23 protein-coding genes are annotated in these 26776 nt (G+C 57.2%); 8 read left to right on the top strand and 15 right to left on the bottom strand.

Annotated features, from left to right (window positions below; genetic code table 11):
• Positions 1-186: 186 nt before the first annotated feature.
• Together ACHZCX_RS09520 and ACHZCX_RS09515 are read left to right on the top strand one after the other, a co-directional pair.
• Positions 187-918 carry a YkgJ family cysteine cluster protein gene (locus ACHZCX_RS09520; protein ID WP_319586999.1) on the top strand — a complete coding sequence of 244 codons (732 nt, stop codon included), beginning with the start codon at positions 187-189 and terminating at the stop codon, positions 916-918.
• Complete coding sequence (locus ACHZCX_RS09515; RefSeq protein ID WP_319586998.1) at positions 884-1198, top strand: hypothetical protein; 315 nt, start codon at positions 884-886, stop codon at positions 1196-1198. The genes ACHZCX_RS09520 and ACHZCX_RS09515 overlap by 35 nt, the downstream gene beginning before the upstream one ends.
• A gap of 178 nt (positions 1199-1376) precedes the next feature.
• Here ACHZCX_RS09515 and ACHZCX_RS09510 read toward each other — a convergent pair whose 3' ends face one another.
• The 6 genes from ACHZCX_RS09510 to ACHZCX_RS09485 all read right to left on the bottom strand — a co-directional run bounded on the left by ACHZCX_RS09510 (position 1377) and on the right by ACHZCX_RS09485 (position 9253).
• The gene (locus tag ACHZCX_RS09510; RefSeq protein WP_319586997.1) at positions 1377-2075 is read right to left on the bottom strand and encodes a glycosyltransferase family A protein; all 699 of its coding nucleotides are present in this window, start codon (positions 2073-2075) and stop codon (positions 1377-1379) included.
• Positions 2076-2178: 103 nt separating this feature from the next.
• Positions 2179-3372, bottom strand: coding sequence for a lytic murein transglycosylase B (mltB, locus tag ACHZCX_RS09505; RefSeq protein ID WP_319586996.1), 1194 nt, complete (start codon positions 3370-3372; stop codon positions 2179-2181).
• A 119-nt stretch (positions 3373-3491) separates the two neighbouring features.
• The gene (locus ACHZCX_RS09500) at positions 3492-4451 is read right to left on the bottom strand and encodes a hypothetical protein (RefSeq protein WP_319586995.1); all 960 of its coding nucleotides are present in this window, start codon (positions 4449-4451) and stop codon (positions 3492-3494) included.
• Positions 4452-4572: 121 nt separating this feature from the next.
• Positions 4573-5625: a 2-oxoacid:ferredoxin oxidoreductase subunit beta gene (locus ACHZCX_RS09495; protein ID WP_319586994.1), complete on the bottom strand. Its 1053-nt coding sequence runs from the start codon at positions 5623-5625 to the stop codon at positions 4573-4575.
• The gene (locus ACHZCX_RS09490; protein ID WP_319586993.1) at positions 5622-7478 is read right to left on the bottom strand and encodes a 2-oxoacid:acceptor oxidoreductase subunit alpha; all 1857 of its coding nucleotides are present in this window, start codon (positions 7476-7478) and stop codon (positions 5622-5624) included. Before ACHZCX_RS09490 ends, ACHZCX_RS09495 begins: the two co-directional genes overlap by 4 nt.
• Positions 7475-9253 carry an FAD-dependent oxidoreductase gene (locus tag ACHZCX_RS09485; protein ID WP_394708783.1) on the bottom strand — a complete coding sequence of 593 codons (1779 nt, stop codon included), beginning with the start codon at positions 9251-9253 and terminating at the stop codon, positions 7475-7477. Before ACHZCX_RS09485 ends, ACHZCX_RS09490 begins: the two co-directional genes overlap by 4 nt.
• Before the next feature lie 287 nt (positions 9254-9540).
• On the opposite strand from ACHZCX_RS09485, the gene ACHZCX_RS09480 reads away from it, so the two are divergent.
• Genes ACHZCX_RS09480 through ACHZCX_RS09470 form a run of 3 tightly spaced genes read left to right on the top strand, consistent with a single transcriptional unit; the run spans position 9541 to position 13645 of the window.
• Positions 9541-10554, top strand: coding sequence for an ABC transporter substrate binding protein (locus tag ACHZCX_RS09480; protein ID WP_319586991.1), 1014 nt, complete (start codon positions 9541-9543; stop codon positions 10552-10554).
• A gap of 7 nt (positions 10555-10561) precedes the next feature.
• Positions 10562-12943, top strand: coding sequence for an ATP-binding protein (locus ACHZCX_RS09475; protein ID WP_319586990.1), 2382 nt, complete (start codon positions 10562-10564; stop codon positions 12941-12943).
• Between the two features lie 60 nt (positions 12944-13003).
• Positions 13004-13645: a 3'-5' exonuclease gene (locus ACHZCX_RS09470; RefSeq protein ID WP_319586989.1), complete on the top strand. Its 642-nt coding sequence runs from the start codon at positions 13004-13006 to the stop codon at positions 13643-13645.
• 13 nt (positions 13646-13658) lie between these two features.
• Here ACHZCX_RS09470 and ACHZCX_RS09465 read toward each other — a convergent pair whose 3' ends face one another.
• From ACHZCX_RS09465 to guaB, 5 genes are all read right to left on the bottom strand, one after another.
• On the bottom strand, positions 13659-14198 hold the full coding sequence (locus ACHZCX_RS09465; RefSeq protein ID WP_319586988.1) for a YgjV family protein: 540 nt from the start codon (positions 14196-14198) through the stop codon (positions 13659-13661).
• A gap of 72 nt (positions 14199-14270) precedes the next feature.
• Positions 14271-15323 (bottom strand): glucokinase, encoded by a 1053-nt coding sequence (locus ACHZCX_RS09460; RefSeq protein ID WP_319586987.1) that lies wholly within the window; start codon positions 15321-15323, stop codon positions 14271-14273.
• An 8-nt stretch (positions 15324-15331) separates the two neighbouring features.
• The gene (locus tag ACHZCX_RS09455; RefSeq protein WP_319586986.1) at positions 15332-16108 is read right to left on the bottom strand and encodes an NYN domain-containing protein; all 777 of its coding nucleotides are present in this window, start codon (positions 16106-16108) and stop codon (positions 15332-15334) included.
• A gap of 46 nt (positions 16109-16154) precedes the next feature.
• Entirely contained in the window at positions 16155-17705 is a 1551-nt protein-coding gene (gene guaA, locus ACHZCX_RS09450; RefSeq protein WP_319586985.1) for a glutamine-hydrolyzing GMP synthase, read from the bottom strand.
• A gap of 41 nt (positions 17706-17746) precedes the next feature.
• Entirely contained in the window at positions 17747-19210 is a 1464-nt protein-coding gene (gene guaB / locus ACHZCX_RS09445; RefSeq protein WP_319586984.1) for an IMP dehydrogenase, read from the bottom strand.
• Positions 19211-19278: 68 nt separating this feature from the next.
• Here guaB and ACHZCX_RS09440 point away from each other — a divergent pair, with 68 nt between their 5' ends.
• Positions 19279-19533: a hypothetical protein gene (locus tag ACHZCX_RS09440; RefSeq protein ID WP_319586983.1), complete on the top strand. Its 255-nt coding sequence runs from the start codon at positions 19279-19281 to the stop codon at positions 19531-19533.
• A gap of 100 nt (positions 19534-19633) precedes the next feature.
• A complete protein-coding gene (locus ACHZCX_RS09435) occupies positions 19634-20251 on the top strand; it encodes an L-threonylcarbamoyladenylate synthase (RefSeq protein WP_394708821.1) in 618 nt (205 codons plus the stop codon).
• 106 nt (positions 20252-20357) lie between these two features.
• Here ACHZCX_RS09435 and ACHZCX_RS09430 read toward each other — a convergent pair whose 3' ends face one another.
• The 4 genes from ACHZCX_RS09430 to ACHZCX_RS09415 form a co-directional block, all read right to left on the bottom strand.
• Entirely contained in the window at positions 20358-20645 is a 288-nt protein-coding gene (locus tag ACHZCX_RS09430; RefSeq protein WP_319586981.1) for an HU family DNA-binding protein, read from the bottom strand.
• 156 nt (positions 20646-20801) lie between these two features.
• Entirely contained in the window at positions 20802-22535 is a 1734-nt protein-coding gene (locus ACHZCX_RS09425) for a 30S ribosomal protein S1 (RefSeq protein ID WP_319586980.1), read from the bottom strand.
• A gap of 280 nt (positions 22536-22815) precedes the next feature.
• The gene (locus tag ACHZCX_RS09420) at positions 22816-23499 is read right to left on the bottom strand and encodes a hypothetical protein (protein WP_319586979.1); all 684 of its coding nucleotides are present in this window, start codon (positions 23497-23499) and stop codon (positions 22816-22818) included.
• A 123-nt stretch (positions 23500-23622) separates the two neighbouring features.
• Positions 23623-24798: a PilT/PilU family type 4a pilus ATPase gene (locus ACHZCX_RS09415; RefSeq protein WP_319586978.1), complete on the bottom strand. Its 1176-nt coding sequence runs from the start codon at positions 24796-24798 to the stop codon at positions 23623-23625.
• Between the two features lie 106 nt (positions 24799-24904).
• Between ACHZCX_RS09415 and ilvD the strand changes: the two genes are divergently transcribed.
• Positions 24905-26734, top strand: coding sequence for a dihydroxy-acid dehydratase (gene ilvD, locus ACHZCX_RS09410; protein ID WP_319586977.1), 1830 nt, complete (start codon positions 24905-24907; stop codon positions 26732-26734).
• Positions 26735-26776 lie beyond the last annotated feature (42 nt).

Raw genomic sequence — 26776 nt, 5'->3', positions numbered from 1 at the left:
CTAACCTTTCTTAATGGCTGCGCGGCCTTCCCAATCTCTCGGGATAGTCGGCATTTCATCGGAGAAAAGGCTTGACCGGATAATTCCGGCCTGTATAAAATTTTTAATATCGATAAAATAGGGCGGAATCGTTCAGCGAGACCAGAATGGTGCCGCGCTGATCGACTAGGAGAGCCAAGAACCCCTATGAGAAATTCTTTCTGCAAGACCGGGTTAACCCGCCAATCCCCGTTTGGTTTTGCCTGCAGCCGTTGTCTGGGCTGTTGCCGGTTCAAGAAAATCCAGCTCAATCCCTATGAGATAGCCCGCTTGGCCGACAATCGGGACATGACAACCACCGCATTCATCGGGCAATACACAACCGGCGGGACGATCCTGCAAACCAATACTGAGGGCACCTGCGTTTTTCTTGATGCCGAAGGGTGCGCCGTCCACCCCGACCGGCCCTTGGTCTGCCGCCTCTATCCGTTAGGGCGTTTTGTCGATTATTTAGGCGTGGAAACCTTTGCTCAGATACCACTTGAGGAAGGGTGCCAAGGGGTGTTGCACGAAAACGGCACCGTCACTCAGTACCTGGAAGAGCAAGGAGCCCTTCCTTTTATGCGCGCCGCAGACCGCTACCTGGATCTCCTGTGGCATTTGATGGAGACACTGAAGGAACAGGAGCTTGCACCTTCCCAATCCGAGACCGTCCTCGCTGCTGTCCGCGCTGTCGCCGACGGCGCGGATGGACCAGAGGCCGCCTGGGTTGACATGGATCGGGCGGTGGCCGACTATTGCAGTCGCTCGAATCTTCCCGTCCCCGAGGAGATCGACGAAAAAATGGCAATGCACATCAAGGCCGTCCGGGAGTGGGCGGCATACTATGAAGGAGGAGATGACCATGGAGTCAACATCGCAACAACAGCCCCACGATGACCAAAAATCGTCTGATCGTTCCCTGAGTAAAACCCTTACCGTTGCGGCCTTGGCAGCCTCGCTGGGGGTCTCTCTGGGGGTGCCGGTGGGCGACGCTTTAGCGGACAATAAAAGAATGGAGAGCCCGCCCACTGCCTATTCCCGTCAGGACAAGGATAGTGTGGCATCCGAACAGATGAAATTCTCCACACAGACAAAGACATCGGTTCAAGGCAAGATTGCACCGTCATCGCAAATCAAGACTGAAGGTCCAATGCAACAAAATCTGTACGGAAGATAACCGGAGCCCAGCCCTGCCGGTTTAACGAGCGCCAGAAGAGGTCGTTCCGGCATGCGGTCAACACAAGCCCCCCTGCTTCTATCTTCATGCAACTGTCACGACTACGGTGGGTTCAGCCTGCCGTGGTCGGTAGGCAGGCCGGGTTAAGGCGCATCTGCTGTTTCCCCCATCCTTCGACCTACCCGCCTTCGTAAAACTCCCAATCCGTCCCGATGCGTGCGCGGATTTTTGCCAGAGGATATTTTGTCCAACTTTTTTCGTCGGTCCGCTTGCTGCTGGTGTTGCCTGGATGAACCAATGAAGCGAGCCAGCTGTTGTCAGGTAGCGCTACGATTTTGGCCTCTGGGTCGTTCCAGACGAAACGGGTATCTTCTCCAGTATCGATGGACGGAAAAGGATTGTTGCGCCAAAAAGCGCGGGTGTAGCAGAGCGTCGCGCCATAGACCCATGGCTTGATCGTGCCCGGAAACACATACTCCCATGCTGCGCCGGCAACCGGATCGAAGAAGGCCACACGATTCAGGCCGCATATATCGATCTGGTCGTGCAGAAGCGCGCTGACCTGATAACTCAAGCGCCAATCCGCCATCCAGTCATCATCGTCCCAATGGACAATGATCTCGCCTCTCGCCTGCTCGCAGGCCAGATTACGCTTCGCGCCAACCGTTACTTTATGCTCCAGCCGGACAGAGCGGATGCGAGCATCCATGGGTAGTAAATCGCTGATTGGATCTGTGCCATCATCAATGATGATCAGTTCCTTGGGGGCATAGTCCTGACGCAGGAAGTACTTGATTGCCTGGGGGACAAATCGCCGCCGATTCCAGGTGGGCATGATGCAGGAGACGAGAGGGCGCGGGGCGGTTTTGATGGTCATCCGAAGCTGTTGCTCTTTCTTCTGCTCGAGGTCACTTGCCTCTTGGTCCTTGCGTGCGCAGCAGGGGCTTTTCTAGGCCATGACCGGGCGGTTCCCACCGTCATTACAGCCTGCGTTTGATCGATACCGCCAGTTCGTGGACTGCCATAGCATAGTAGGTGCTGTGGTTATAGCGGGTGATGGTGTAAAAATTGGGGTGACCGATCAGGTATTGATCGTTGTTTTGGTGGCGGAGCAGCAATAAGCACAGAGATCCTTCGCCGCTGCACGGGCGCGCCGGCTGCAAACCGGCTTGCTGCAAGGCGGTGAGGGTATACTTTGGTTCTATGCCTGGCTCCAAAGCGACTGTGCCATTCGCCTGCAAGGGCGTGATCACGGGGTGACCGGCTTGCCAGCCGTGGTGGGCAAAGTAGTTGGCGACGCTGCCGATGGCATCTTCCGCGTCCCACAGATCCCGACGGCCATCACCGTTAAAATCGACTGCCCATTGCAGAAAACTGCTGGGCATGAATTGCCCCAGTCCCATGGCCCCTGCAAACGAACCCACAGGTTTAGCCGGGTCCATGCCCTCACTCCTCGCCATCAGGAGATATTTTTCCAGCTCATCGCGAAAGTACTCGCCGCGCCGGGCGTAATCAAACCCCAAGGTGGTCAAGGCATCGAGCACGCGGTGATTGCCGACGTTGCCGCCGAAGGTGGTTTCAACCGCCAGAATGCCGAGAATGTATTCTTCCGGCACGCCGTATTGTTGCGTGGCGCGTTGGAGTGCGGCCCGATGGCGGTGGGCAAAATCAACGCCGGCGCTAATGTGGCGCTCGTCGAGAAATTGTGCCCGGTACCGTGCCCATCCCCCAGCGGCGGGCTTGCCTTTTAATCCCTGATCCGACTTGGCGAGATAGTCGAGGGTCCAGTTTTTGCGGTGGGCTTGGGAAAACAGGCCCATCAAGTATTCGCGTTCAAAACCATGTTTCTGCACCATCTGGTCGACGAATTGCTCCAGGCTGGCATAGCCGGCAAAATCGCCGGTAATTTGCTTGGCATGGTAGGTGCCGACACTTTTACGCGGAGACGTATCCGAGGGGTCGCTGTTCGCTGACCGGCTCGTTTGCGCGTTGGCAATGGGTGGTTGAGCAATTCGAGTTGATTGCTCCGCGCAAGCGGTGAGGCCAAGCAAGAGCAGCAGGGCGCAGTGGGTGAGGAGTTTGCCGCGCAGCGCGGGTAAGCATTTTGACGAGCGGTTCGGCCACTGGTTTTGGGTATCTGGCATCATTTGATGGGGTCGGGTGTTCGTGGTCATGGCGAAGTCCTAGCTTCATCCGGGCTACTCGCTGTCCTCTTTAAGAACACGCTTTATTCCGGTTAGGTTTAATGGTTGGTTGGCGATTTTTTTACCGAAATATTTCAGGGATTCACACGTTATATATCATTTTTTTCATTAGGATTTCGATTTGTTAAGCTGACAAGTCGTTTGCTGAGCTTCTCCCGTAGATCTCTCAGGTTTTCATATTCTGGGCAGTTGTAGCCAGCCAGATCGAAATGCAAGCCAGTGCCTGACTTACGAAAGAGAATTACCCGTTTTCCAAGAGCGTGCGCATAGCCTATTTCGTAGTATACGTTGGGACGCATGCCAGTTAGATCGGCAAATAGAAACTCTGAGGTTCTAATTTCGTTTAGTATTCGTTCGGTGATAAGACCTTCGTGCTCAATATCGTCTGCACGTACTGCTCGTACTTCAAATGACCGAAAGACAGACCTAACGGCATCAGCTACATCGCTAAGCTCGGGATGCTGCGGGTCCATCCACATCATTATGAAGGCCGTCCCTGTTAGGTACTTAGCTGGTTCAGTAACAGCAACACTCAAAGAAACCCCTGGATTTGCGGACGCAGTGGCTTCGATAAGCTTAAGAACCCCTCCAAGTCTTGACAGATGCTCTTCGAACTCGCGTTTAGCTGCAATTGGAAAAAGAGCGTAGTTTTCAGACTGGTCCGCTGGTCGAAATCCTAAAATAGCACCTTCATCATGTATTGCATCTGGCTCACGGTAGCTATATTTTCGGAGCCTCAAGGCAGTCCGCATAGTTTTGGTCGCTATTTTTATATCCTGCAAGTCTTCCGTTCCGGTAAGCGGAGACGAACCTGCTTGGTCGGCGAGTGTGGCACAAATTGGGAGAAGTTGGTTGATAATCACACGTGCAGTTTCCTGCAATTCTGGAGGAAGTTGGTCCCAAAAGTGATTGGCGGGCTCGTAACTGGAGGTGTAGCGCGATTTGCCATCTTGCTTGAATACGTTTTCAACGGAGGCGAAGTATTCATCAACGTCCAGTGTGAGGGCTCGCAGTACTTCTTTAATTTCGGACCTCGGTAAAACGGACATGAATTGGGCCTCCTTTTACAAGTATATATTAAAGAATTGGAATCAGATAGGATGGAGCGCTAACCCTTGGATAGACGGAATTTGATAGATACGCTCTTCTTTTGCTGGGTTCCTAATAGATTCACCGATGCCCCCCGTTAATCGCCTCCAACGCCTCACTCCCCGGACACAAATCCTCCTCGCCAAGGCTGTTGAGCGGCCGCTCGCAGGTATTGAGGATCTCGTGGGTATCGGTTGATTCGGGATTAACATAGAGCACCCCGGTCAGGATCATTTCTTGGGCCTTGTGATCCTCCAGATTATCGATGGCCTGGCGTCGGTCGGTAATATCCGGGGCATCGTGGTGTTTATGCAGATGGATGATGGAATTGTCGTGCAGGGTCACATCCTGGATGGCGTCATCCGGGTACTCGGCGGTGATGGTCTGGCGGAAGGGAACGAAGTCGAAGGTGTTGGTGGCTTCGCTGTGCTCGCGCACCCAGTGGTAGCTTTTGGTCGATTCCGGATTGTTGTTGAAGGTGACGCAGGGCGAGATGACATCGATAAAGGAGAGCCCGTTGTGCGACAACCCGGCCTTGATCAACGGGACCAATTGCTGTTTGTCGCCGGAGAAGCTGCGGGCGACAAAACCGGCTCCCAGCTGGATGGCTAACTCGCAGAGATCGATGGATTCCAATGCGTTGACTCCGCCCTTTTTGCTCCTGGAGCCCTTGTCGGCGGTGGCCGAGTACTGACCCTTGGTCAGGCCGTAACAGCCATTGTTCATGACGATGTAGAGCATGTGCAGGTTGCGGCGGACTGCATGGATAAACTGGCCCATGCCGATGGAGGCGGTGTCGCCGTCGCCGGAGACGCCCAGGTAGATCAGGTCGCGGTTGGCCATGTTGGCCCCGGTGGCGATAGAGGGCATGCGGCCGTGCACCGAGTTGAAGCCATGCGATTTGCCGAGGAAATAGGCCGGAGTCTTGGATGAGCAGCCGATGCCGGACATCTTGACGATCCGGTGCGGCGGCAGGGCCAGCTCAAAGCAGGCCTGGATGATGGCGTTGAAGATCGAATCGTGACCGCAGCCGGCGCAGAGGGTCGAGATCCCGCCCTCGTAATCGCGGCGGCTGTAACCGGCGGCATTGGGCGGCAGTTCGGGGTGGCGAAAGGTCGGGCGGGAAAAGGTCATTGGGCACCTCCTTGGCCGGAGACGAGCTGCTGCAGAATAACCCCGCGTTCCGCCAGAGCGTCCTCCAGGGCCTGAGTGAGAAAGCGGCTGGCCACCGGCAAACCGTCGTAACTGGTGATCGGGATCAGTTTGTGCGGCGGCAGGTTGCCCTCGTTGATCAGCAGCGTACGCATCTGGCCGTCCCGATTCTGTTCGATGATGAACACCAAATCGTGGGCATCGATGAAGTCTATCACCTCCTGCTGGAAGGGGAAGGCCCGGATGCGCATGCTGTTGACGGCGATGCCCCGGATGCGCAGTATGTCGATGGCCTCGTAGGCGGCAGGCGTGGTGCTGCCGTAGAACACAACCCCCAGCCGGGCCTGGGCATTGGTGAACTTGATCCGGGCCAGCGGCAGCAGCCGTTTGGCGGTCTCCCATTTCAATTGCAGGCGTTCCATGTTGCGGACATAGGTGGGGCTGTCCTCGGTGTAGGCCGAATACTCGTCGCGGGAGGTGCCCCGGGTAAAGTAGACGCCCTTGCTAGGATGAGTGCCGGGATAGGTGCGGAAACAGATGCCGTCGCCGTCGATGTCGCGATAACGGCCCCAGGTGGTAGTCAGGGCATCGAGTTGGGCGGCGTCCAGGACTTTGCCCCGGTCATAGGTGCGCTGCGGGTCCCAGCTGAGCGGCGGGCTGAAGTGATCGTTCATGCCCAGATCGAGATCGCTCATCACCATGATCGGCGTTTGCAGCCGTTCCGCCAGGTCAAAGGCGTCGGCGGTCATCTCGAAGCATTCCTTGGGATCGCAGGGAAAGAGCAGCGGATTTTTGGTGTCGCCGTGGGAGGCATAGGCGCAGGCCAGCAGGTCCGATTGTTGGGTGCGCGTGGGCATGCCGGTCGATGGACCAGTGCGCTGGACATCGATCAGCACCGCCGGAATCTCGGCAAAATAGGCCAGGCCGAGAAACTCGGCCATCAGCGAGATGCCCGGGCCTGAGGTGGCAGTGAAGGCGCGGGCCCCGTTCCAGGAGGCGCCGATAACGATGCCGATGGCGGCCAGTTCGTCCTCGGCCTGGACAATGGCCGCCTTGATCCGGCCGGTTGCCGTCTCGATGCGGAATTTTTCGGCATAGCGGCCAAAAGCTTCGATGATCGAGGTGGAAGGGGTGATCGGATACCAGCCAACCACGGTTGCTCCAGCATAGAGGGCGCCCAGGGCCACGGCGGTGTTGCCGTCCATGATGATGCCGTCGCCGACGCGGTCGCTCCGGCGCACCGAAAGGCGGCAGGTTCCCGGGAAATGCTCCTGCGCGTAGGTGAAGCCCAATTCCAGGGCCTGGATGTTGGGTTCGGCCAATTTAGGATTTTTTCGGAACTGTTTGCGCAGGGAATCGACCAGGACCTGCAATTCCATATCGAGCAGCGAGGCCATGGCCCCGACATAGATGATGTTTTTCAGCAGAGGCCGCATCTTCGGGTTGTCAAAGGCCTCGTTGCAGAGCAGCGTCATGGGGATGCCGATGACCGTGACATCGTCGCGCTGAAAGGTCGCGGGCAGGGGCTTGGAGGAATCGTAGACAAAATAGCCGCCGGGAACGAGACTGTCGTAGTCCTGACGCAGGGTCTGGCCGTTCACCGCCACCACCATATCGACATCGCCCCGCCGCCCCACATGACCCTGTTCGTTGACCCGCACCTCATACCAGGTCGGCAGCCCCTGGATATTGGAGGGGAAAATGTTCTTCGGGCTGACTGGCACGCCCATGCGGAACACCGCCTTGGCAAAGAGGTTGTTGGCGCTGGCCGAGCCGGAGCCGTTGACGTTGGCAAAACGGATGACAAAATCGTTGACGCCTTCCAGTTGCTTCATGGTTGTCCTGCCTGTGCTGAATGATAAAGAAATTTCTGCATCTCCCAGGCCGAGGTCGGACAGCGCTCGGCACAGATGGAGCAGTGCAGGCAGACGTTCTCGTCCTTGACCATCACCCGGCCGGTGGGGAGCGGCCCGGAGACATAGAGGCTCTGCCCAAGGTTCGTGGCCGGGGCCTTGAGCCGGGTGCGTAACTCCTCCTCCGTGCCATTGTCGATAAAATTGATGCAGCTCTCCGGGCAGGCGTCGACACAGGCATCGCACTCGATGCACAGATCGGCGCGAAAGACCGTCTGCACATCGCAGTTGAGGCAGCGCAGCGATTCCGTCTGGCCCACCTGCTGGTCAAACCCGAGTTCGACTTCGAGCAACCGATCCTTCAGAGTTTTGGCCTTGGCGAGCATGGGCACGGCCTGCCGCTCGGTTTCCGCTATCTGGTTATGGTAGAGCCAATCGTGCACGCCCATTTTCTGGCCGGCCAGATTCACTTGGGGCGCGGGCCGCTCGTGCAGAGATGTGCCCTGGCAGAAGAGGTCGATCGAGATGGCAGCTTCGTGACCGTGGGCCACGGCGGTAATGATGTTGCGCGGGCCAAAGGCGGCGTCACCACCGAAAAAGACCTGGGACAGGGAGGATTGCAGGGTGTGCGGATCGAGCACCGGCAAGCCCTGGGCATCAAAGTGAATGCCGGCATCCGGTTCGATCCAGGGGAAGGCATTCATCTGGCCGACCGCGAGCAGGACCTCGTCGCAGGCCATGAACACCGGCGGCTCACCGGTTGACTCCAGGCGGCGTTTACCAGCGGCGTCCTGTACGGCCCGGACCCTGTCAAAACGCATGCCAGTCAAGGTGCCCTTCTCGATGACAAATTCCAGGGGGACATGGTTGTCGATAATGGGAATATCTTCGTGCAGGGCCTCTTCGACCTCCCAGGAGGAGGCCTTCATCTCGGATCGCGGGCTGCGCACCACGACGCGCACCTCCTCGCCGCCAAGACGCCGGGCGGTGCGGCAGCAGTCCATGGCCGTATTGCCGCCGCCGAGCACCAGCACCCGTTTGCCGATTTTGGAGACATGGCCGAAGACCACCCCGGCCAGCCAGTCGATGCCGACATGAATCCATGGTCCCCCTTCGTTGCGGCCCGGCAGGTCGGGCAGGTCGCGGCCGCGCGGGGCGCCGGTGCCGACAAAGAGGGCGTCGTAGCCTTTGGTCAGCATGGCCTTCATGCTTTCGACCCGATGATTGAAATGGGTGGTCACCCCCATGTCGAGGATATAGTTGACCTCAGTGGCCAACACCGACTCCGGCAGGCGAAACGAGGGCAGTTGACTGCGCATGAAGCCGCCCCCTTTTTCCTGGTCGTCATAGAGATCGATCTCGTAGCCGAGCGGCATTAGGTCCCGGGCCACGGTCAGGGCGGCCGGGCCACCGCCGATCAGCGCGATTTTTTTGCCGTTTTTTTGGCGGGGGATGGGGGGGAAGAGGCTCGTCACATCATCGCGGTTGTCGGCGCAGACCCGTTTCAGGCGGCAGATGGCCACCGGCTCCTTTTCCACCCGGCCACGGCGGCAGGCCGGTTCGCAGGGACGGTCGCAGACCCGGCCCAACACACCGGGGAAGACGTTGGAAACCCAGTTGAGCATATAGGCGTCGGTGTAGCGTTTTTCGCTGATCAGGCGGATATATTCCGGCACCGCAGTGTGGGCCGGGCAGGCGAACTGGCAGTCGATCACCTGGTGAAAGTATTCCGGATCCTCGATGTCTGTCGGTTTCAAGGGGGGCACTCCAAGGCTAAAGGAGACAGCTGACGAAGGAACATAACAATCTAAGAATATGAGAATAGTTACTACGCGTGCAGAATAGAAAAAAAGAGGGGACAAAGAAAGTCTTTTTCTTGCAGCCAAGGCAGAAAAGCAGGTATTGCTTCTTCCAGGCAGTCGTCGTGATAAAGAGACGAAGCGTTTTATTCTTCCCTGGGGGGGGTTGCAATGATGAGGTTTCTGTGCGAGCATAAAAGGTGAAGATTCCCTGTACCGAGCCCGGACATAACCCGAGGAACGCCATGCACAACGTCGGAAACCGGACACTGCACCTTGTTCTCCTCCCTCTGTTGATCCTTATTTTTCTGTTTCTCTCTCCTTCCCATGCCGCGGCCCCAAAGATTTTGGTCGTCCACAGTTATCATGAAGACCAGTGGGAACATGTGGTTGAAATGACCAAGGGGATAGAGGAGGCTCTGACCGGAGCCCATTGTCAACTTCGCTCCTTTTACATGGACACCAAGAGGAACAACATCGAGCAGTGGAAGCGGGCTGCGGGACAAGAGGCCAAGCGGATCGTCGCTGAATACCGGCCTCAGGTGGTGATCAGCCTGGACGACAATGCCCAGCAATACTTTGCCAAGGACTATGCCGGCGAACCCTCGCCCCCTTACTTCGTTTTCAGTGGCGTCAACGGTGAACCGGCACAGTACGGCTTTCCGGCGGCCAATGTCACCGGTGTGCTCGAGCGGCCTAACGTGGTCGAGAGTATCGAGTTGCTGCAGAAAATCCGGCCGGAGGTCAAGCGCCTGCTGCTCCTGGCCGATAAGTCGGAGAGCTCCGACCCCCTGATTGCCTACTGCAAGACGCTCAACTTACCGGTTACCGTGGTAGCCTACGAGCAGCCGCTCACCTTGGAGGCCTGGAAGGCGGTACTCGAACAGTATCATTCCCAGATAGATGCTGTTGGTCTTTATGTGATCCGCACCATCGCCCGCAGCGCTGCCAACCCGGCCAAGGTTCCCGAAGAGGAACTGGTCCGGTTGATCAACGAGCAGTACAAACTGCCCACGGTCGGTTTTTATGACAGTGCCGCCGAATCTGGTATCCTTTGCGGCGTGAGCGTTTCCATGAGGGAACAGGGGCGAGCCGCCGGACAGATCGCCCGGGAACTGCTCGAGGGCAAAAAACCAGGCGATTTTGCGATCAATCCGACCGGCCACGGACGCATTCAGCTGAATCTGCGAACCGCCGAACAGCTAGGCATCCAGATTCCGTACGGCATGATCAAACGGGCTGACGTGGTTATCAGGTAAACTGGCTATGCGATCAGGACTCAGTAAAAAAATTCTGTTCCCCACCTTGGGCATTATTGCCCTCGGGTTGCTGGCGGTTTTGGTTGGGCAGCATCTCAATGCGCGCTCGATTATCCGCCAGGAACTGACCAAGCGGCTGGATAGGGAGGTGCAGCTGACCGCAAAATTGATCGACAGCTGGCTCCAGGCGCGAGTGACCGATATTGTGGCCTGGTCCCGGCAGGAAGTGCTGGTCGAGGCCCTGACGGAAGGGGGCTACTACGGCAGGAGCGCCCGCACAGGGGCTGAGGCCCTTTTTGCCAGCTTAAAGACGGGTTATCCGCAATACGAAAGTCTTTTTCTGGCCAATCCACTGGGGGAGATTATCGCGGTCTCACCGCAGGCCAGCCAGCCCGCAAAGCCGGTGCACTTGGCCGACCGCCCCTATTTCCAGGAAGCAGCGAGAGGCAAAGCGGTTATCTCCGATGTGATCGTCAGTCGATTGTCCACGCACAAGACGTTTACCGTGGTCGCTCCGGTTTTCGTGAATGGCGAGGTCGTCGGCGTGCTCGGCGGGGTGGTGGATTTCGCGATATTCAAGACCCTGTTCCTTGAGGACTTCAAGATCAAACAGTACGGCTATGCTTTTGTCGTCGATAATCATCTCCAGGTTCTTGGCAGTTCGCAGGATAATGAGAGCGTGTTATCGGAAGCTGCCTCTGCCGAGTTCCTGCACCGAATTTTAGCCGGCGCTAGCGGCATGTTTACGCATCAGATGAAATCCGCTGAAATGCTGACGGTTTTTCAGCATCTGCAGCGGACTGATTGGGCCTTCGTTATCAATCAGTCCTTGGACGATACCCTGCGCCCCCTGGATCGGATCATGCAATTCAGTACCGCTGGCGCTCTGGTGGTGCTGCTTTTGGTCTCTTTGGCGCTCGCTGTTCTTTTTCACCGCTTGATTGTTGCCCGGCTCCAGGCCATGCTCCGGATCATCGGCAGCGTCGGGGCCGGAGATCTCAGCCAGCGCTTGCCGCACGTTTCGGTGAAGCCGGATGAAATCACCGAGCTGACCGATTCGTTCAACGCCATGATCGAACAATTGGACCACACCATGACGGATCTGAACGGAGAAATTCAGGTCCGCAGAGAAACCGAGGCTGCACTTGCTCATCACCAGGAAAATCTGGAGAAAATCATCGAACAGCGGGGGGCAGAGCTGAAAAAAGAGGTGCTTGAGCGGCAGCGGGCCGAGGATCGGCTGATCCGGGCGGAAAAGCTGGAGATGATCGGCACCCTGGCCGGCGGCGTGGCCCACGACCTCAATAATATCCTTTCGGGAATCGTCAGCTATCCCGATCTTCTCCTGATGAAATTGCCCAAGGACAGCCCGTTGTACAAACCCCTGCAAACCATCAAGGAATCCGGGGAAAAGGCCTCGGCCATTGTCCAAGACCTGCTTACCTTGGCAAGGCGGGGAGTGGCGGTCAAGGAACCGGTCAATCTCAACACCCTGATCAGCGAGTACCTGGGGAGTCCCGAGTTCAGTCTGTTGCATTTTCGTCATCCCGGCATCGAGGTGGTGACCGAATGCGCCGAGGATCTTTTTGCCCTCCTGGGGTCGCCGGTGCACCTTGCCAAAACGATTATGAATCTGGTGACCAACGCGGCGGAATCCATGGACCATGGAGGAACGATTCGTCTCCGGACCGATAACCGGTATGTGGACAATTCGCTTCGGCTCTATGAACGGATCAGCCAGGGTGAATATGTGGTGCTTGAGGTGACGGATCAGGGCAGCGGCATTAAAACAGAAGATATCGACAAGATCTTCGAGCCATTTTATACCAGCAAAAAGATGGGGAAAAGCGGCACGGGTCTGGGGATGGCTGTTGTCTGGGGGACCGTCAAGGACCATCAGGGGTACATCAACTGTGAAAGCACGGTTGGGACCGGCACCACCTTCACCCTGTATTTCCCGGTGACTTTGAAAATCGTGCAACAGCACCTGCAGACCGTCTCGCTGGCAGATTATCGGGGCAGCGGGGAGCATATTTTGGTGGTCGACGATGTCGAGGAGCAGCGGGAAATAGCCGCCTCCATCCTGACGGAATTGGGATATCGGGTCACCACGGCGGGGAGCGGTTCGGAGGCCTTGGCGCTGGTCGGGCACGAGCGGTTTGATCTGCTGCTGCTTGATATGATCCTTGGCAACGGTATGGACGGGCTCGAAACCTACCGGCAATTTATCGTCCATGCGCCGGGACAAAAGGCGATCATCACCAGCGGTTTTTCCGAAAGCGAACGGGTCACCGAGGCGATGCGGCTCGGGGTCGGGTGCTATATCAAAAAACCCTACACCATTGCCAAGTTGGGCCGCGCCCTTCGTGAAGAATTGACGAAGTTGTGAGGCAAAGAGGATATCAACCGGTTCGAGTGCGCTTGCAGGGTAAGGCCGGGATAACAGTTTATGGAAAGTGAGTTTATGGAAGTCCCCGTGGTCGAGAGTGTCAAAGAAAACGTGCGAACCCGGATCAGCAAGGAGGAGATTAACCTGTTCCCCATTGGCCGATGGGAGGGGCCGGTTCGTCTGGTGCGGACCAGCAAAGAGGCGGAAAGGGCGGCGGCGTGTCTGACGCGCGCCACGGTGCTGGGGTTTGATACCGAAACCCGGCCCGCGTTCAGGAAAGGGCAGAAATTTTCTCCAAGTCTGTTGCAATTGGCAACCGAAGAGGAAGTCGTGCTCTTTCAGTTGCAGCAGACCGGCCTCCCCGAACCCCTGCTGGCTGTGCTTCGTGATCCGAACATTATCAAGGCCGGGGTCGCCTTGGATTTCGATCTGCGCAGTTTACAGGAGCTGCATTTTTTCGTGCCGGGCGGATTTGTCGGACTGGCTCGGATGGCCCGGAGTCGCGGTATCCGCAATCACGGTCTCAGGGGACTGGCTGCCGTGGTCTGTGGCATCCGCATCTCCAAGTCGGCACGCACAACCAACTGGGCCAATCCCGATCTCACCGCCCAGCAGATTCAGTATGCCGCCACTGATGCCTGGATCGGCCGGGAGATTTATCATCGCCTCCTGGCCTTGCCGTCGGTGCAGACCGGCGTATGAATGTTGCCCTCGCTTATTTTCCCTGTTGGTCCGAGTCCGATTGCTCCAGTCCCGTCTTTCCTGCCCTCCGGTAATAATAGCGGTAGTATCCCAGGAGATTGCTGCCGATAAACAGGGCCTCCATGAGGACCGCCGTGGGGGTGCCTGCCAGCCAGTTGTGGATCAGCCAGAGGCTGGTGGCTATCAGTAAAACCTGTCGCAACTGTTTGTCTTCCTTGCAGAAAGATCCGATAGTGCCGAAAATAGAACCCGAGCAACTGAGGACGCTCAACAGTCCGTGAAAGGTCAAAGCGGTAACGAGGATGGATGCGGCGATAAAGAAGGCCATCACTTTCTTTGAAGTGGTGAGGTAGCTGGCCACAAAGCGTATCGCCGCCAGCAGGCCGAGGCCCATGGCGGTCCAGAGGCCGAGAAGAGCAAAATGGGTGGCAATGAGCAGGCAGGAGACGATCAGACAGGCGATGATCTGCCGCCGCTCTTTGAACTGGAAGGAGAGTAGGTCGAAACCAATGGCAATGCCGGCCAGCAGTTGGGAAAGCGCAAAAAGGGTCATATGCGGTGGGTTCGCGACTTTGGAACAGCCCTTGGGCCGAGAGGAATGGGCTGGAAGGCGGCCGGGCTTGGCTTACCGCTGGGGCATCATTGCCTTTTCCCGTGGCCCTTGGGCAGCCCTGCTGCGGGCCATTGCCTCGGCGCCGTAGGCTGCGGCCCCGAGCAGGGCGGTCTGCGGGTTGCGAATGATGTGGATCGGGATGCGGGCGAGCATGTCCTGGTAAGTGCCCCGGGCAAAGACGGTCATGAACCGGTGCGGGTCGATGAGCGGCAACAGTCGTGGCGCAAGCCCCCCGCCAAGAAAGACGCCGCCCAGTGCCAGGGTTTTCAGGGCGAGGTTGGCCGCCTCGTCGGCAAGAATGTCGATAAAGAGGCTGAGGGTGGAGACGGCGATGTCGCAGGGCTTTTCGCCCCGCACGGACGCCAGTGCCGCCTGCACAATGATCGGCGTCCGGTCGGTGACCTGCTCAAGTTCGGCTCGGAGCCAATCCGGCATGGACTGCCTGGTGGCCATGAAGGCGAGGAGATCGGGAATGACGAGACCAGAACAGACCTGTTCCACCGAGACGTGCGCATGCCGCTTGAGCATGAAGGTGAGTAGGGCAATTTGTTCCGCGTTTCTGGGGGAAAAACTAGCATGGCCTCCTTCGGAGGGGTAAGGAAAATAGGTTTCGTTGTGCGGAAGAACAAAGGCCTCGCCTAGACCGCTGCCCGGCGCCAGGACGGCCATCGCTGCCCCATCCTGCTTTTTCCCCGGATTGAGGCATTGCAGGTCTTTCGGCGGCAGGTGCAGGGCGCCCATGGCGGTGGCCACCAGATCATTGATCAGGTGGGCCTGGTCGAAACCGAAATGGGCTTGCAGCCCAGCGGCATTGATCGACCAGTTGAGATTGGTCATTTTGACCGCATTCGCCATCACCGGGCCGGCCACACCAAGGCAAACAGTTGCCGGTGCCGGCTTCTCCGCTCCTAAAAATTCCCGAAGCAGACTGTCAAAATCGGCAAATCCGGCATTCTGCAAGGTCTGCTGTCGGAGCGGTGCACTCGGCCAGGCAGCAGCTTCATACAGTGCCAGGGTCGTCTTGGTGGCGCCGATATCGCCGGCAAGCAAGAGGCCATCTTTCATAGCACGGGTTACCCTTCCTTGAGGAGTCGGATGTCGCAAGCCTCCGAGCGGTTGTTGTTGGCCGGATTTTCCACCACCCGGAACTCGAAGATGCGGTGCCGCTCCTGAAAAAAATGATCGGAGGGCAGGGTTGATTTCGAGAGGTGGAAAAACACGGTTTCCGATTGGAGTTCACTGTTGTGCAACCGGAAGTAGCGGAAGAAGCCGAAACCCCGGTCCTGGTTGAAGTTGGCGACCGTACCTCGTTGCCACTGGTCGCCATTGTCGCCGTTGCTGCCGGCGATGGGCAACAGTCCGGGCACGAGGAATCCGGAAATGTAGGAGTCGGCAACCTCGCGCAGCTCCTTGCTGACGTTGTGAAAACCGATAACTTCCACTCGGCAGCCCATGTTCTGCAGGGCGACGATCAGGCGGAGAAAATCACCGTCGCCGGTCAGCAGGATGATGCGGTCAAGGTTGCGGGCCTGAAGGAGGGCGTCAATCGCCAGGTCCATGTCGGCGTTGGCCTTGGTGGTGATGTTGCCGTCCTCATCCTTGAAGCGGCGGACATACTTCTTGATGATCTTAAAGCCGCATTGCCGCAGGATGTTGTGGTAGGAATAGACCTTTTGCCGGTATTCCGCATCCCGCTGGGTGCGCTCGTGATCCTCAGCGAGATAGCAATTGGCCCTCAGCATCACCGAGTTGTTGTTGTTGGCCAGGTCGACAAGCACATCGTAGCGCATGCCGTAGCCGCCGCTCATTTTGATGTTTTCCGCATCTACATAGATTGCTGATTTGAGCATAACAAACGTTAGCGCTTAATTGGTTCAGGATTGTGTGATGATCGCCTTACTCCCATTCGATGGTCGACGGCGGTTTGGAGGAGATGTCGTAGACCACCCGGTTGACCCCGCGGACCTCATTGATGATCCGGTTGGAGATGCGCCCCAGGATCTCGTAGGGCAGGCGCGACCAGTCGGCGGTCATGGCGTCCTTGCTGTCCACCGCCCGCAGGGCAATGACATGCTCGTAGGTGCGGCCATCCCCCATGACGCCCACGGTCTGGATCGGCAGGAGCACGGCAAAGGACTGCCAGACCTTGCGGTACCAGCCGGCATCCTTCATCTCTTCCAGCACGATCACGTCCGCCTGACGGAGAATGCGCAGCCGTTCGGCAGTGACCACACCCATGATGCGAATGCCCAGGCCGGGGCCGGGAAAGGGCTGGCGGTAGATTGCCTCCTCGGGCAGGCCGAGCTCCAGGCCCAGTTCGCGCACCTCGTCCTTAAACAGCTCGCGCAGAGGTTCGATCAGATCCAACTGCATTCGTTCGGGCAGTCCACCAACATTGTGGTGCGATTTGATCGGCGCCTTACCGCGAAAGACCACGGATTCGATCACGTCGGGGTACAGGGTTCCCTGGGCCAGATAGCGCACCGTGCCCAGTTTCTTGGCCTCGGCCTCAAAAATCTCAATGAAGCCGTAGCCGATGCGTTTGCGTTTTTCCTCGGGATCGGCAATGCCATCCAGAGATTGAAGAAAGAAGGCTTCCGCATCGATATCGATGACCTTGAGGTGGGTTTTCTCCCGGAAAAAGCGGAGCACGCTCTCCGACTCGCCGGTCCGCATAAGGCCATTGTTGACGTAGATGCAGGTCAACTGATCGCCGATGGCCCGATGGACCATGGCCGCAACCACCGAGGAATCAACCCCTCCGGACAGGGCGCAGATGACCTGATCGGTCCCGACCTTGGCGCGGATATCGGCGACCGTGGCGTCGATGAACGAATGCATGGTCCAGTCCGGCTGGCAATTGCAGAGGCCGAAAATGAAGTTGCGGAGCACGTCGGTACCGATCAGGGTATGGGCGACCTCCGGGTGGAACTGGACGGCGACAAAGGGTTTCTCACCGTGCCGCAAAGCGGCAAAGGGGGAATGGGCGCTGGTGGCGGTGACAACAAAACCGGGCGCCAGTTGTTCGACCCGGTCGCCGTGACTCATCCAGACCTGGTAATGGGCGGGTGAGACTTCCATGCCCGCGAATAGGCCGCCGGTATATTCGATGTTGAGCTGGGCCTTGCCGAATTCTCGTTTTTCGGCCTTTTCCACCCGGCCGCCCTGCTGGACCATCATCAGTTGGGCACCGTAGCAGATGCCGAGCACCGGCACCCCGAGCTCGTAGATGCCGGGGTCGCTGATCGGGGCATCGTCGTCGTAGACGCTGGCCGGGCCGCCGGAGAGGACGATACCGGTGGGCTGCATGGCCTTGAGCCGTTCGAGGTCCAGGGTATAAGGGTGAATTTCGCTGTAGACCTTCTGCTCGCGGATGCGGCGGGCAATCAACTGAGTGGTTTGCGAGCCAAAATCGAGGATGATGATTTTCTGGGTATGGGTGGACATGGGCAACCTGTCTGTGCAAGGAGGAAAGGAGTGAATGGGCCTTATAACCCTTCGGTCCGGTAGTTCGGAGCCTCTTTGGTGATAATGACATCATGGACGTGCGACTCGCGCAGGCCAGCAGTGGATATCTGGACAAAGCGGGCCTTCTGGTGCAGTTCCTCGATGGTGGCAGCGCCGGTGTAGCCCATGCCGGAACGCAGGCCGCCGAGCAACTGGTAGATCATCTCCGAGATCGGGCCGCGGTAGGGTACCTTCCCTTCAATGCCCTCGGGCACCAGTTTACTGCTCTGGCTGTCCTGAAAATAACGGTCGCTGGAGCCCTCCTTCATAGCGCCGATCGAGCCCATGCCCCGATACCCTTTATACTTCCGGCCCTGATAAAGGAAGGTGTCGCCGGGGGTCTCGTCGGTACCGGCAAAGAGCGAGCCGATCATCACCGAGTGGGCGCCGATGCCGATGGCCTTGCAGATGTCCCCGGAAAACTTGATGCCGCCGTCGGCGATGACCGGGATGCCTTTTTTCGAGGCGGCCTCGACGCAGTTTTTCAGGGCGGTGAGCTGGGGAACGCCCACGCCGGCGACGATGCGGGTGGTGCAGATTGATCCTGGTCCAACGCCAACTTTGATGCCGTTGACGCCCGCCTTGATCAGGGCTTCAGCGGCCTCGCCGGTGGCGATGTTGCCGGCAATGACCTGCAAATCAGGAAAATGGGCCTTGATCTCCTGAAGTGAACGCAGGATGCCGGCGGAATGACCATGGGCGGAATCGAGCACTACCACATCGACCTGGGCCTTGACCAAGGCCTCGGTCCGCTCCAGCAACTCCGCGCTGACCCCGAGGGCTGCGCCGGCCAGCAGTCGGCCCAAGCTGTCCTTGGCCGCATTGGGATATTGCTTGATCTTCTCGATATCTTTGATGGTGATCAGGCCCTTAAGACGGCCCTTTTCATCGACGATCAACAGTTTTTCAATGCGGTGCTCATGGAGCAGGGCCTTGCAATGCGGCAGGTCGATGCCTACCTGGGCGGTCACCAGGTTTTTGCTGGTCATGACATCGTTGACCCGCAGGCCGTCGTCGGAGACAAAGCGGAGGTCGCGGTTGGTGACGATGCCCACCAGCTTGTCGTCTTCAATCACCGGCAGCCCGGAGATGCGGTACGTGCGCATGATCTGTTGCACCTCGGCCACGCTCTGATAGGGAGAGACGGTGATCGGGTCGGCAATCATGCCGGATTCCGACTTCTTGACCCGTTCGACCTCCTTGGCCTGGTGCTCGATGCTCATATTTTTGTGGATGATGCCAATGCCGCCTTCCCGCGCCATGGCGATGGCGGTCTGGTGTTCGGTGACCGTGTCCATGGCCGCACTGAGCAAAGGTGCCTGCAGCTCGATGGTGTTGGTGAGGCGGGTTTTTAAGGAGACTTCCGAAGGGAGGACTTCGGAGGCGCCCGGCACCAGCAGGACGTCGTCAAAGGTAAGGGCCATGGGGATATCGTGGTGCAACATAAGGTCTCCTTTTCTAGTGGAGTGAAAACGGGCGGGTTGTTGTTTCAGCCGTCCCGGTTGCTCGGCGTATGTTTGTTTTTTTAAAAGAAGGGGTGGCCGGAGAAGGCAGCAACCTTGTAAAAGAGGTTGAAGGGCTCATCTTGCCGGTGGGTTACGGTACAGTCAATCGGTGCATGGTGCATGACTGTATCCATGGCTTATTAGCACGTTCTTGCGAAAAAAGGAATAATCGACCCGGAAAATGGTGTCAACCGGCGCTGGTTTGGGCTCAAGAGGCAGGTGCAAAAACCGCTGGCTTTTACTGGATATTCCTGCTTTATTGATAAAATTTTTGAAGGAGTGTTCGCACCACCAATGAACTGGTTGCCGCAAAACGGGCAACTCCTGCCGTCCAACCTATTGTTTTCAGTGACTGTTTTTTCTATGGCAAAAATTGTTGAAATAAATCCTTCCAATCCACAGCCGCGGCTGATAGCCCAGGCAATCGAGATTCTCCAGCGTGGCGGTGTCATTTGCTATCCGACGGATACCATGTACGGTATCGGTTGCGACATTTTCAATCAAAAGGCCGTCAAACGGGTGTATCAGATTAAAAGGCGTCCTAAGGACAAGCCTTTTAGTTTCATGTGCGCTTCCTTAACCAACATCAGTCATTACGGCCATGTCGGCAACAATGCCTACCGGTTGATGCGAAAAAATCTTCCCGGCCCTTATACTTTCGTCCTCTCCGGGACCAAGGTCGTCCCCAAAATTATGCTGACCAAACAGAAAACTGTGGGCATCCGGGTTCCGGATCATCCGGTCTGTCTGGCTATCATCGCGGCCTTGGGAAATCCGGTGCTCAATACCAGCGCCATGCTTGAGGAAGATGAGGCACCTGTGTGCACCTGCCACGATGTTGACCAGCTCTTCGGCAAACAGGTCGACCTGATCATCGACAGTGGCGAAATCGTCCCCGCACCCTCCACCGTCATTTCTCTCTTGACTGAACAACCTGAGATCCTGCGCGTGGGCAAAGGGGACATCAGTTCCTTTCTGTAAAAAAGGCTTTTCGTCTTCCTACCGTCTCTCCTCTCTTTTTTGGCGATAAATAAAAAAGACCGAACCCTTAAACGGGTCCGGTCTCGTGCTTGCGGAAAAAGAGCGGTTATTCCACTTCGTCGATCAAGACTTCCTTCAACGACTTGCTCATGGTGAAATGCAGCGTTTTACGCGCAGGGATATTCATCATCTTGCCGGTTTTTGGATTCTTCGTCGTTCGCGGTTTGCGGGTGCGCACCGAAAAACTGCCGAATCCCCGTATTTCGACTCTTCGCTCTTCAGCCAAGGCCAGCGAGATCTCTTCGAGTATGATTTCAACAGCTTGTGCTATGTCTTGTTTGTAGTAGTCGCCAAGTTGCTCGGAGACCTGATTGATCAATTCACGCTTGAGCATGATCTGTATCCTTTTTAACCGACCGCGTTGTTATCAGACAGTTTGCCGTCTGAGTGCGGGGTAGAAGAGAAAGGGGTGTTTCACCTTGTCCGCGCCCATGGTGTGGCTAGGTGAAACACCCGTTAGAGTTCCTCGCAAACAAAAAGCAGGGGGTGCTTATTTATTTGAGTCTTCGCCAGCAGCAGCCTTCAGCAGGTCTCCGAACGTGGAGGGCGCCGTACTCTGTGCTTTCTGCAGGTATTCCTCGGGAACAGCGCCGTTATTGTCTTCCTTCTCCTGCATGGCCTTGACGGAAAGTCCAATCTTGCGGTCATCTGCGGAAACGTTGATGACCATGGCCTTCAAGGTTTCGTTCACATTGAACATGCCGACCGGTGTTTTCACCTTGTCCTTGGAGATTTCAGAGACATGCACCAGACCTTCAATGCCCTCTTCCAATTGTACAAAGACACCGAAATCGGTCACGTTGGTGATGGTGCCTTCAACGGTTGAGCCGATCGGGTAGTTGCTGGAAGCGGCCTGCCAAGGATCGGGCTCCAATTGTTTGACGCCGAGGGAGAACCGTTCGTTTTCCTTGTCGATCTTCAGAACGACCGCTTGGATAGTCTCACCCTTGGCATATTTCTCGGAAGGATGTTTGATTCGCTCGGTCCAGGAGAGATCGGAAACATGAATAAGACCGTCAATCCCTTCTTCGATACCGATAAAGATACCGAAATCGGTGATGTTTTTGATCTTGCCTTCAATGACCGAGCCAACGGGATAGCTCTCTTCAACCACATCCCAGGGGTTGGGTTGCATCTGCTTCATGCCCAGGGAGATACGCTTGGTCTCTGCCTCGACCTTGAGCACCTGCACTTCGATTTCCTCGCCGACCCCGACGATCTTGGAGGGGTGGCGCGGTTTTTTCGACCAGCTCATCTCGGAGATGTGGACCAGGCCCTCGACGCCCTCTTCCAATTCGACGAAGACACCGTAATCGGTAATTGAAACAACTTTGCCCATGACTCTGGAGCCCGGGGCATACTGTTCAGGTACCCGTTCCCATGGGTCGGTTTTGAGCTGCTTGACGCCCAGGGAAACCCGGTCGGAGTTCTTGTCGTATTTGAGGATTTTGACTTCAATCTCCTCGCCGACGGTGTACAGCTTGGAAGGATGCGATACCCGGCCCCAGGACAGGTCGGTGATGTGGCAGAGACCGTCCATGCCGCCCAGGTCGATAAATAGACCGTAGTCGGTGATATTGGTGATCGCGCCGCGAATGGTCTGACCTTCCTCGAGAGAGGTGCGCATCTGCTCGCGCAGGGCCGTCCGTTGATCTTCCAGGATGGCCCGCCGGGAAATGACGACGTTGTTGCGCTTGCGGTTGAACTTGAGGATCTTGAAGTCGAAGGTTTGACCAATGAGTCCATCCAGATCCTTGACCGGCCGCAGGTCGATCTGCGAATAGGGCAGGAAGGCGGGGACGCCGATGTCGACAGACATACCGCCCTTGACCCGATTATCAATACGGCCCTCAATAGTCCCGTCTTCTTCTTGAATTGTGGCAATCTGTTCCCAGACTTTGATGGCAATAGCTTTTTCGCGTGAAAGGAGCAGGCCGCCTTCATCTTTTCTTTTTTCGATGAAGACTTCGAATTGGTCGCCTATCTTGACGATTCGATCCGGGTCCTCTTGGCGGAATTCGGAGAGCGGGATGTAGCTTTCCGCTTTGTCGCCGACATCGATGAGGGCGGCGTCACTGCTCAGCCCGACGACAGTCCCGAGGGCGACCTCACCGACAGTGATGACGGTGTTGTTGTCTTCTTGTTCAAATAATTCCGCAAAGCTCATTTCCTCAAAGCTGGTGTCATCTGCCGCAAAAGCGGGTTGAGTTCCGTTATTTGTCATGGAGTGAGTGTTCCTGTTGTGACCGGTAGAGGTCTTTGGTAAGTGGTTGATGGCACGAAAAAGAAATCTTTTTCGTGCCGATTAGTAAGAACAGGTTGTTTACCAGAGTTTTTTTTGAAAAACAACTGTTTCCTGCTGAAAAAAGGCATTTCTTGCCCTGCAGGAACATTTTTCAATTCGGGCCGGAGGGAACGGTTTCGGCCGGAGGGAAGGTGAGTGGCTATGTCTCCGGTTGCCTTGATTTGCAGGGGCCAACCGGGTTGCAGGGCTCCTGCTCTCCTCAGCGTTTGCCGTAGGCACCCAGCTCTTCGAGCATGGGGCCGAACAATTCCTCGTAGGTCGGGATAGATTTGCGCAGCACAATGTCGAGGTGGCGGAGGTCGCCGGTATTGACGGTGAGGTTGGCACTGTATGCTAAAGCTTCAAGATTATAGAGCGTATGAAAATTTTCTCCGATGAGAAGGTAGAAGATATAGCGTCTTCGATCCATCGGGAGCGCGCGCATGTGAGCGTGGAAGGAGGATTGTTCAAGGTTTCCCTCGAGTTTTGCCTGGAGGACGATGCAGGAAAAATTGACAAAACGCATGCGTTCGAGAGCCTCGGGAACCGTGTCGGCCATGAAGACCTGATAACCTACGGCCTCCAGTGAATCGCCGATTCGTCTCCGCTCTTCACCCGCTTGGTGGAGAACCAGCGCCATGGGCACGTCTTCCACTTTTTCCTCCCCCTGAAAGACACCGGTCTGTAGCCAGTCCAAGTTCGGCGGCGGAGGTGGCTGCACGTGGCAGGCGGGTTTTTGCGGCGGACGTCCCGATTTGTCGAGCGAAATCGAATTGCGGCACAGGGGGCACTTCATGGCCAGCAGTTTGCCGGGCGCGAGTTGGATGAGCGCCTGTTCCAACCGTGCAATTTGGTCGTCGGTGAAGGGGAGAGGTTGCTGGCAGGAGGGGCAGTGGGTCAGCATGGGGTTTCCTCAAACGGTGGAGTCGGGTGTGGTGGATTTGGCAAAGTGCGGTAGCGGCGATTCAGGCCAGGGGAGGCAAGGGCGATTGCTGATCGGGAGCGCATGATCGCAGGGCCAGTGAGCTTACCAGCGTTTGTACGGGTCATTTTCCTCCTCTTCCATGCGCAGGTCGTCAATAGAGGAGGTCCGTTCGCCCCGTGAGGCTTTGATCGTATCCAGACCCCGCTTGATTTCACTGCGGTGGGAGGCGTAGAGAATGGCCGATTCTTCAGTGATCAGCCCTGTTTCAAAGAGTTCCAGCAGGTGCTGGTCAAAGGTGCGCATGTCGTGGGTTGAACCATCCCGGACCACGTTGTAAAAGGTCTTTTCTTCGGTCTCACCATTAATGATCAGGTCCCGAACCCGCAGGCTGGTGCAGAGGATTTCCAGAGCGGCGATGCGGCCACTCCCGATACGGGGCAAAAGGCGCTGGCTGACGATCCAGCGGATGGTGTCGGCCAACCGGTTACGAACCTGGGGTTGCTCGTCGGTTTCAAACATGCCGAGGATGCGGTTGACGGTCTGGCCGGTATCGATGGTGTGCAGGGTGGAAAAGACCACATGGCCGGTTTCCGCCGCAGTCAGGGCGATTTCCAGGGTCTCCCGGTCGCGGATCTCGCCGACGAGGATGACCTTGGGCGCCTGACGCAGGGCCGCACGGAGGCCGCTGGAAAAAGTGTCGAAATCGTCGCCCATCTCCCGCTGGTTAAAGGTGGCTTTTTTATGGGGATGCACGTACTCGATCGGGTCTTCCAGGGTGACGATGTGCACCTGGCGTTCCTCGTTGATCCGGTTGAGGATCGCGGCCATGGAGGTGGTTTTGCCCGTGCCGGTGGCGCCGGTGAAGAGAATCAGGCCGTTGACCTCCTTGGCCATCTTGCTGAAGGCCTCGGGGAAATGAAATCCCTTGATCGAGGGAATCTTGGTTTCCAGTTTCCGCAGGACCGTCGAGTAGTAGCCTTTTTGCGAGAAGATGTTCACCCTGAAGCGGACCTTGTCGTCTAAGGAATAGGAGAGGTCGCAGGAACCCTTGGTGACCAGGTCGCGCAATAGGCGGCGGTTGCTGCCTATCAGGTTGAGGGCAAAGACCTCGGTCTGGAAGGGGGTCAGTTCGGTCACCGGTGGAGTGACCTCGACCGGGACCAGGACGCCGTCGCTCTCCACCTGCAGGGTTTTGCCCACGGTGAGATTGAGATCGGAAACCCGCTCGTGCTTGTTGAGCATGGCGGTGATCCAGTAGTTAATCTCCTGTTGTTTCATAACGAATCCCAGTATAGAATTGACAAAATCATCTTGTTAGGTTCTATCGCTTCCTGGCGAAAAAAGACAAGAAAAAAAATAATTCAATTGCGTTGAGGTGAAGAGAATGGCGAATCCACTGCGGAGCGCGGCGACAACGGAAGGCAGGAGAATGGCGGGTGCCCGTGCCTTATGGCGGGCCAATGGCATGCGCGAGGAGCAGATCGGCAAGCCGGTGATCGCCGTGGTCAACTCGTTCACCCAGTTCGTTCCCGGCCATGTCCATCTCCACGAGATAGGCCAGCGGGTCAAACATAAGATAGAGAGTTTAGGCTGTTTTGCCGCCGAATTCAACACCATCGCCATCGACGACGGCATCGCCATGGGGCATGATGGCATGCTCTACTCGCTGCCTTCCCGCGAGCTGATTGCCGATTCGGTCGAATACATGTGCAACGCCCACAAGGCGGACGCCATGGTCTGCATCTCCAACTGCGACAAGATCACGCCGGGCATGCTGATGGCGGCGATGCGGCTCAACATCCCGGCGATCTTCGTCTCCGGTGGTCCGATGGAAGCCGGCCGGGTTGGCGACAAGGCCTTGGATCTGGTCGACGCCATGATCATGGCCGGGGACAGTTCGGTTAGCGACGAGGAGGTCGCCGTGGTTGAGCGTTCCGCTTGCCCGACCTGCGGCTCCTGCTCCGGCATGTTCACCGCCAACTCGATGAATTGCCTCAATGAGGCCCTGGGGCTCGCGCTTCCGGGTAACGGTACCGTGGTCGCCACCCATGCGGCGCGCATGGCGCTTTTTGATCGAGCGGCGGAACGGATTGTCGCCCTCTGTGAGGCTTGGTACGGCCGAGGCGACGCCACGGTTCTGCCCCGGTCGATAGCCACTAAGCCGGCCTTTTGCAACGCCATGGCCTTGGATATCGCCATGGGCGGCTCCACCAACACCGTCCTTCACATCCTCGCCATTGCCCATGAGGCCGGGGTGGATTTCACCATGGAGGATATTGATGCCCTGTCGCGCAAGGCACCCAATCTCTGCAAAGTAGCGCCCAGTTCCTCCTACCATGTGGAGGATGTCAACCGGGCCGGCGGTATACTTGGCATCCTCGCCGAACTGGCGCGCGGTGGTTTGCTCGACACCGGAGTGCATCGGGTGGATGGCTTGACGCTCGGTCAGGTGCTGATGCAGTACGATATTATGCGTCCGGATGTGAGCAAGGAGGTGCGGGACCTGTACCGTAGTGCTCCTGCTGGGGTGCGCAACCTGGTGATGGGCTCGCAGCAGACACTCTACCCTGAACTCGATACCGACCGGACTGCGGGCTGCATCCGCGATATCGAACACGCCTACTCCCGTGACGGCGGACTGGCGGTCTTGTACGGCAACATTGCCGAGAAAGGCTGCATTGTCAAAACCGCCGGGGTTGACGCCTCCATCCTGCATTTCACCGGTAAGGCCAAGGTCTACCATTCCCAGGAAGAGGCTTGCGAGGCCATTCTCGGCGATGTGGTGCAGGCCGGCGACGTGGTCTTCATCCTCTACGAGGGCCCCAAGGGCGGGCCGGGTATGCAGGAGATGCTCTACCCCACCTCGTATTTGAAGTCCCGCCATCTGGGGGCAGCCTGTGCCCTGGTGACCGACGGCCGTTTTTCCGGCGGCACCTCCGGCCTGTCCATCGGGCATGTCTCCCCGGAAGCGGCCGGCGGCGGTGCCATTGGACTGGTTCGGGAGGGCGATGCCATCGATATCAATATTCCGGAGCGAACCATCTCTCTGCTGGTCAGTGAAGAAGAGATGGTTGCTCGTCGCCGTAGCGAAGAGGCTCGGGGTGCTCTGGCCTTTACCCCAAGACGGGATCGTGTTGTTTCAACGGCCCTGAGGGTTTATGCCCGGTTTGCCGCTTCCGCTGACAAGGGCGCGGTCCGGCTGCTCGATGAGTGATTGATCCGACCTGGTTTTTGTCGATAACGGTTGCTTCCTCCA

This window comes from uncultured Desulfobulbus sp., from assembly GCF_963662935.2.
Taxonomy (GTDB): Bacteria; Desulfobacterota; Desulfobulbia; order Desulfobulbales; family Desulfobulbaceae; genus Desulfobulbus.
The sequence above is the reverse complement of the archived record's forward strand: the minus strand, read 5'-3'. Positions and strand labels throughout refer to the sequence as shown.